At 29.0% G+C, this 6,946-nt stretch carries 5 protein-coding genes; 3 read left to right on the forward strand and 2 right to left on the reverse strand.

The features are described from left to right. Nucleotides 1-386: 386 nt before the first annotated feature. Both ACRC03_RS16725 and ACRC03_RS16730 read right to left on the reverse strand, forming a co-directional pair. Nucleotides 387-1,298, reverse strand: a complete 912-nt coding sequence (locus ACRC03_RS16725; RefSeq protein ID WP_438653737.1) for an Rpn family recombination-promoting nuclease/putative transposase — start codon at nt 1,296-1,298, stop codon at nt 387-389. 251 nt (nt 1,299-1,549) lie between these two features. Next, nucleotides 1,550-3,175 carry a Na/Pi cotransporter family protein gene (locus ACRC03_RS16730; RefSeq protein ID WP_438653738.1) on the reverse strand — a complete coding sequence of 542 codons (1,626 nt, stop codon included), beginning with the start codon at nt 3,173-3,175 and terminating at the stop codon, nt 1,550-1,552. Between the two features lie 169 nt (nt 3,176-3,344). Here ACRC03_RS16730 and ACRC03_RS16735 point away from each other — a divergent pair, with 169 nt between their 5' ends. The 3 genes from ACRC03_RS16735 (at nt 3,345) to ACRC03_RS16745 (ending at nt 6,642) form a co-directional block, all read left to right on the forward strand. After that, nucleotides 3,345-3,617 carry an FAD-dependent oxidoreductase gene (locus ACRC03_RS16735; protein ID WP_438653741.1) on the forward strand — a complete coding sequence of 91 codons (273 nt, stop codon included), beginning with the start codon at nt 3,345-3,347 and terminating at the stop codon, nt 3,615-3,617. A 100-nt stretch (nt 3,618-3,717) separates the two neighbouring features. Beyond that, nucleotides 3,718-3,843, forward strand: a complete 126-nt coding sequence (locus tag ACRC03_RS16740; protein ID WP_438653739.1) for a hypothetical protein — start codon at nt 3,718-3,720, stop codon at nt 3,841-3,843. A gap of 219 nt (nt 3,844-4,062) precedes the next feature. Continuing rightward, complete coding sequence (locus ACRC03_RS16745; RefSeq protein ID WP_438653740.1) at nt 4,063-6,642, forward strand: hypothetical protein; 2,580 nt, start codon at nt 4,063-4,065, stop codon at nt 6,640-6,642. The last annotated feature ends 304 nt before the right edge of the window (nt 6,643-6,946 follow it).

Below are 6,946 nucleotides of genomic sequence, written 5' to 3' on the forward strand. Positions count from 1 at the left end.
AACTTTAAGGTAGTAGTGGCGAAGACACCGTCTATTTTGCTTGGCTTTGTAACAACCTCTGATTATATCGTTTAGGTGTGATTAAGTCGTTAGCCACCAAGAATCCCTCTGCTTTAGCTGTAGGGAGTGTGTCAAACAACTAGTTAAAGACATGGGTGGAATAGCAATTGGAAACAAGTTGAAGACAACAGCAGCTATCGGAGGTATTGAAACAAGAACATAGTTAGCTAACATTAATCTTGAAAATTTTCCTGGAATTCAGGTAGTGTAAATTAATTTGTGCTCACATTGAAATAAAAACTCTTTTCTGGCAATGATTATAAATATAATCAGATACTAGAAAGGAGTTTTCTATGCTATTAGCTTAATTAAAACCTATCCATTTTTTAATCTAGATTTAATATGTTTTTTACTTCGTCTATAGAAATATTTGAACCTGTTGCAATCTGATCTATATTTAAACCTAAACTATTTAATCTGATAACTGTTTCTATTTTTTCTTTTTCTATTCCCTTTTCTATTCCCTTTTCTATTCCCTTCTCTATTCCTTTTTCTATTCCTTTTTCTATTCCTTTTTCTATTCCCTCTTTTAGTCCTTTATCTAAGGTTTCTAAAAAGAAGTTTCTTCTTTCATTTATAGCATCTTCTCTCATTCTATATCTTTCTGCTTCTTTTGGGTCACGGCTAAGTCTTGCAAGTTCGATTTTAGCTTCATGTAATTCTTCATATTTTGATTCAAGGGCAACTAGCTTATCATTGTTTGGATCATTTAAAAATGCAGTCCATAAAGAAAGCATATCATTTTGATCTATTTCCTTCATTTTAGGAATTTCAACAAAGTGAAGTTCTAATGTATCAGTTAATAAGTTGTTATTTTCTTTATTCTTTAATATATATACATTATGGAAGTTTTCTTCATCTAATAGTTTGAAATCTAGTATATTTATACAAATTGTTCTTGGAAGGCTACTATATCTACCTTTTCCTTTATACTCTGCTGCAAATATTTTAGACCAATAATATAAACTTCTTTTTACCATGTTCTTTTCATCTGCTCTTTGCATTTCTATATTTATTATTTCACCATCTTGAGTAGTTGCAAGAACATCTAATCTTGAAAAACTTTCTTCTATATATTCTTTAGTTATTTCTGTGTTTTTAATAGTAACTTCTGTAATTGGTGATTTTGATTTTATACAAGCATTTAAAAATGAAATTAGTATTCTTGGGTGTTTTTCACTACCAAATATATTTTTAAATATATAATCAACTTTTGGATCAAATAATTGAGTACACATAATATCTCTCCTTTTATTTCTATAATTCTATTACTTAATATAATTATATCAAATTAATATATATTTGAAAGCTTTATTATGCTATGTGTACTTTATACTCAGTTTAAAAAATTCCCTGGGGGGTGCAGAACTTGACATATTTTGTCAAGTTCATGCTAACAAATATGTATTATTATCTATAAAATAAAATCCCTATATCGTAAATACGATGTAGGGATTTTTTATAAGTGTTGGTCTAGTAGCTAGTAAAACTATACCTTGAACGTAATATTTAATTTAATAACCTGCTGAGCTATATTTACAGAGTGACAAGTAACCCTTTCGAGATTAGTAATTAAATCTAAAAATACAACACCAGTATCAATAGTACAAATACTATTATTAAGCCTTACCATGTGATTGTGTCTACAAATTTTTATTAAGTTATTGACCTGTTGCTCCATAGATATAACTTTTAAACAAAGGTCATTATCTAGAGTATCTAGACCTTGTATTGCATAAGAATATGTACTCAATACCTTTGAATATAAATTATTCAATTCCTCTTTAGCTTCATTAGATAAATTTAAATCATTATCAACAACTATTTGAGCTAATTCTGATATATTATCTGCATGGTCCCAAACTCTCTCTATGTCATTTACAGTATTAAATAAAGAATCTAAAAACTCTCTAGAATCATTACTAAGATCGGTCTTAGAAAGTTCAACTAAAAAATTCAAAATAGTTTTTTGTAAGAAATTTATATTTTTTTCTTCTTCAAGAGTAGCATGAATCTTATTTTGAGATTTCTCTAAAAATGCTTCAACAGAACTACTTAAAGAATACTTAGCTTTATTTGCCATTCGTAGAGTTTCTTTTATAGTATTTTGTAATGCAATTGAAGGCGTTTCTAGCATTCTTTTATCAATAAATTTAGTAGATTGTGGATTTTCTAATTCAGAATCAACATCTGGCATTAGTTTTAAAGTCAACTTAACCAAATAATTATAAAAAGGTAGTTGAATTAATACATTTATTAAATTGAATAAAGTATGCGAGTTTGCTATTTGTCTACTTATATCACTAGGGTCTATATATTGAACAAGCATGGTAATTGGCTTTGTTAATACGACCATAAATATAATGGTACCTATTATATTAAATAATAAATGCATAGTAGCTGCCCGTTTAGCATTTAAACTTGCTCCTATACTTGAAAGTAGTGAAGTTACACAGGTACCTATATTATCTCCATAAAGTATAGGAAGTGCAGCGTTCAAAGGTATTAAACCTTGGGAGGCTAAAGCAAGTAGCATTCCCATTGATGCACTAGAACTTTGTATAATCGCAGTTATACCAAAACCAATTAAAACACCTAAAATAGGTCTATTTCCAAAACTAACTAAAGCATCAGTAAACCATTTTAGCTCAGCAAGTGGTTTAACTGCATCTTTCATAAATTCCATTCCAGTAAATAACAATCCAAAACCAATTAAAATTTCTGACATATTCTTTGTCTTAGAATCAGATGAAAATAAATAAAATAGCATACCAACACCAATAGCCATTGGAGCAAGTCCAGATAAATTCAAGGAAATTATTTGACCGGTCATAGTAGTACCGATATTAGCCCCCATAATTACACCTATTGCTTGTGGTAAAGTCATTATCCCAGCATTAACAAATCCTACTACCATAACAGTAGTAGCACTAGAACTTTGAATAATGGAAGTCACCAGTGTTCCTACTAATACCCCCATAATTACATTACTAGTTAATAATTCTATTATCTTTTTTAATTTATTTCCTGCAGACTTTTGAAGTCCATTGCCCATAAGATTCATTCCATAAAGAAATAAACCAAGGCCCCCCATCAAGTTAATTCCAATTTCCACAAATAATCCTCCTTAAAGTAGATAAGCTTACAATACAATAATAATAGGGATTAAATGAAAGTATGTTAAATATATGTTAAATCTGATGCGTAATTAACTATACTAAAGCTAAAATAACTAATGATTCTAATAAGGAGGTAATATTTCACATTATGTATAAAAAAAAGTTATTGTAGTTGGTGCTGGAGTATCAGGATTAACTACAGCTAAAGGCTTACAATACTTAGGATATTATACTCTACCTAAGTATTTATCTAATAGATTACAAATAATATTCAACGAAAAAGTTAGCAAAATTAAATATAGTAGTAATTCAGTTGAAATTATAACTGAAAATCAAAAGTATATTGCAGACTATGTAGTAGTTACAGCATCATTAGGTATATTAAAAAGTGGTAATATTAAATTCGATCCCAAACTTCCTTCTAAAAAAATAGCATGAACTTGACACAAAGTGTCAAGTTCCGCACCCCTGGGCGTCATAGTCAAGTCATTCCAATGTCTTGGCTTGCTAAAGACAATATAAATAATCTATAAGAGTAGTGATTAAATTAGGATTTGAAAATGAAGGGTTAAGTAAAAACTATTTAACTATTAAGGGAGTATGGGAAGATCATGTTCACATGGTATTAATAAATGATAACTGGAAATACGATTTTACAATATAACGATAGATTAAAGATACAAAAATAGTTTCTAAAAAAATATATAAAAAATGTGTATCATTTTTATAATTCTTAAATATAATAAATTATATAGCGACAAGTAAAAAAACAAAATTTAATAAGTAGTGTTACAGATGATTTTTTATTTACACATATCCATAACACGACTAATAAAAATATAACTTATGCAAAAGTCGTGATTATAAAAAAGGGGTGAATTATATGGTAAGTAATAAAGAATTATTAAACCAAATGGAATCAGACATGAAAAATAATGGATGCATTGAAGTAGAAACCTCAAAAGATAAAATTATGACTGGATATATATATAATGAAGAAGGTAACGAAGAAGCAAAAGTAATAGGTATAGCAGTAAATGAAATATCACTTTTAGCTAATCAAAAGCTAATTAATACAGTAATAAAAAATAAAACCATAGAACAAGGTATAATACAAACACCAGACAATAGGTACTACATTGATATGAGTACAGGACTTCAAACTAAAGAACTCAAAAAGTACAAAAGCTTTTATCAGAATCTAGCATCACAAGATGGATTAAAAAATAAACTAAAGGGCATTAAACAATATGCCTCAGATAGAAAAGGACTTGATAAAATAAACTACATGCTGACACCTGTAGTAGTAAGAGCCTATTTTACAAAAGATAAAGATTTAAATGACTGGTTGCACAAAATAGACCTAAAGTTATATAACAGCCTAATCGATGAAATAAACCAAAAATATAAATTAGAAAACAACACACTGATAAAGCTAGATAACAAAGATGAATTAGAATATATAAAAATGTCATTAGTATATTTAGAACCAACTAGCCTTAATTATGCAAAAGTATTTGAAGATTTATTAAGAAAACCAGACATGATGCAACGATATAGAGAAGGTGAATATGTTTGTACAGAAAACATTACTAATGTAGTAAAACAATTTATAAATACACTTAATATCTCAGGAAACTGCATAGAATTAGGTTCAGGCTATGGAGGTTTACTAAGAAATCTTAATAGCAAAATACAATTCCCAAAAGGTATAGAAATAAACAAAAGCATTATTGATATAAGCAAATTATTAAACCTAATATCAGGAAAAGAAAACATAGAAATAATAGAAACTGATGCATTAAATTTAGATGAAAAAGAAAAATATAGCCTTACAATAACAGACCTACCAGTAGGAATAAAAGTTGATAGTGAAAACTATAGCAACAAATTTAATCTAGCAAAAAAATCAAAAACTATAAATACAGCAGAGTTGTTTCTAGAAAAGGCAATAAACATAACAGAAGATGGAGGATATATAATAGCAGTAATTAATGATAGTTTATTATTTACAAAACAAAATCAAGCAACAAGAAATTTAATCAAAAATAAAACTATAATAAAAGCTATAATAAGCTTACCAAGCCACATACAAAAGCCTTATCCAGCAGCAGAGATGAGTATAGTAATAATGAAAAAGAAAACTAATCAATTAGAACAATCTCAAACAATATATATAAATGAAATCAACAAACTAGACGAAATAAACAATAGATCAAAAGAATTCTCAAAATTTATGGAAAATAAATTAGATAATACAAATACTAGAGCCTATGAAATTTTAGAGGAAAGTGAAAACTGGACTCCAAGTTATTTAAAAATTTTTGAAAAATTAAAATCTCCTAATAGATATTATTTATATAAACTATGTGAAGTAAACAGAAAAAGTACAAAAGAACTAATAGATGAAATAGAAAATTACCCATATATAGAAGTAAGTAACATTGATACAGATAAAAAGATATTACAGAATGTAAAAATAATCAAGGAAATAAAAGAGGATAAGGAGGATAAAGTATTACCTAGAGCAAAACGACTAGCATATCCAGGTGATATAGTAATATCAACAATACGACCAGAAAGAGGAGCTATAGCAATAGTACCAGGGGATTATGAGGTATATGTTGTATCAAACGCATTGGCTGTACTATCACCTGAAAATATAAGTTCTGAACTGTTGTATTTTATACTGTGTAGTGAGAAGGTAACAAAAGATTTTGCAGCCTTAGCTAGTGGAGCATCTGTGCCTACTTTATCAATCAGTCAGTTAAAGGAATATAGATTGCCAATAAGTGAAATACCTTATAAGTATGAGGATGAAGCTAAAGAGTTATATGAAAAAATGATAAGTAAATACAGTAAGTACAAAGAGTTGAATACTATTATAAATGAAGAGTTAAGAAAAGTAGATGTATCAAGTTATGAAGAGTATAGAATAGAAGAGCTTATAAGCTATAAGAGTTCTATATTTTTGGAGAATCAAAAGGGTGTAAAGCAAGTTAAGATATGTGATTTAGATAGTGGAAGTCTGTATGTGAAGAATGAAGGTTTAGATGTTGTTGATGAGAAGTTTGGAAGAAGTAATTTAGTTATGGGCAGGGATATTTTGATTCCGAGGGGGTTAGATTGTATAGAGCGTACTTCTGTAGCTGATGTTTCTGTTGAGGGGTGTATTTCCAATCATAATATTTATACTTATGAAGCTAAGGAGAAGGTTTTGCCAGAGTATGTGGCTATGTTGTTTAGAAGTGATGAGTTTAAGGTGGAGTTAGAGGGGTTAGTGAAGGATGGTAAGGATAAAATGATGTTAAAAAGGGAGGTAATGAAATTAATGAGTGTTAAGGTACCTAGTGTAAAGATGCAACAGGTTGTGGTTGATAGTGTTTTGGGGAGTGCTAGGGAGATTAGTTTATGTGAGTTGATGGATGAGATAAGTTGCTTTGGGTTGAAGGTTGTGAAGTAAAGTAGGAGATGCAAGGCATCTCCTACTTTATATTACTAATTTTATTTTACATTAAGTTTGTACCCTAGGAGGAAATCAGGGATGTTGTGGTAACTTAGCATGAACTTGACACAAAGTGTCAAGTTCCGCACCCCTGGCAGATTGTGCGAAAATCAACTTTTAAATATTTAATTTTGAGCTAAATTGTAAAATATATAATCTAGCTCAATTTTCAATCTATATAAAATAGCACAAAGAGAGGCTATTATCTCTTTAACCCCTAAGATATTTATTAGCAAGCCAAGTCACAGGTTCCTTGGCAAGG

It is taken from the genome of Romboutsia sp., from assembly GCF_051659545.1.
GTDB lineage: Bacteria > Bacillota > Clostridia > Peptostreptococcales > Peptostreptococcaceae > JBOFOR01.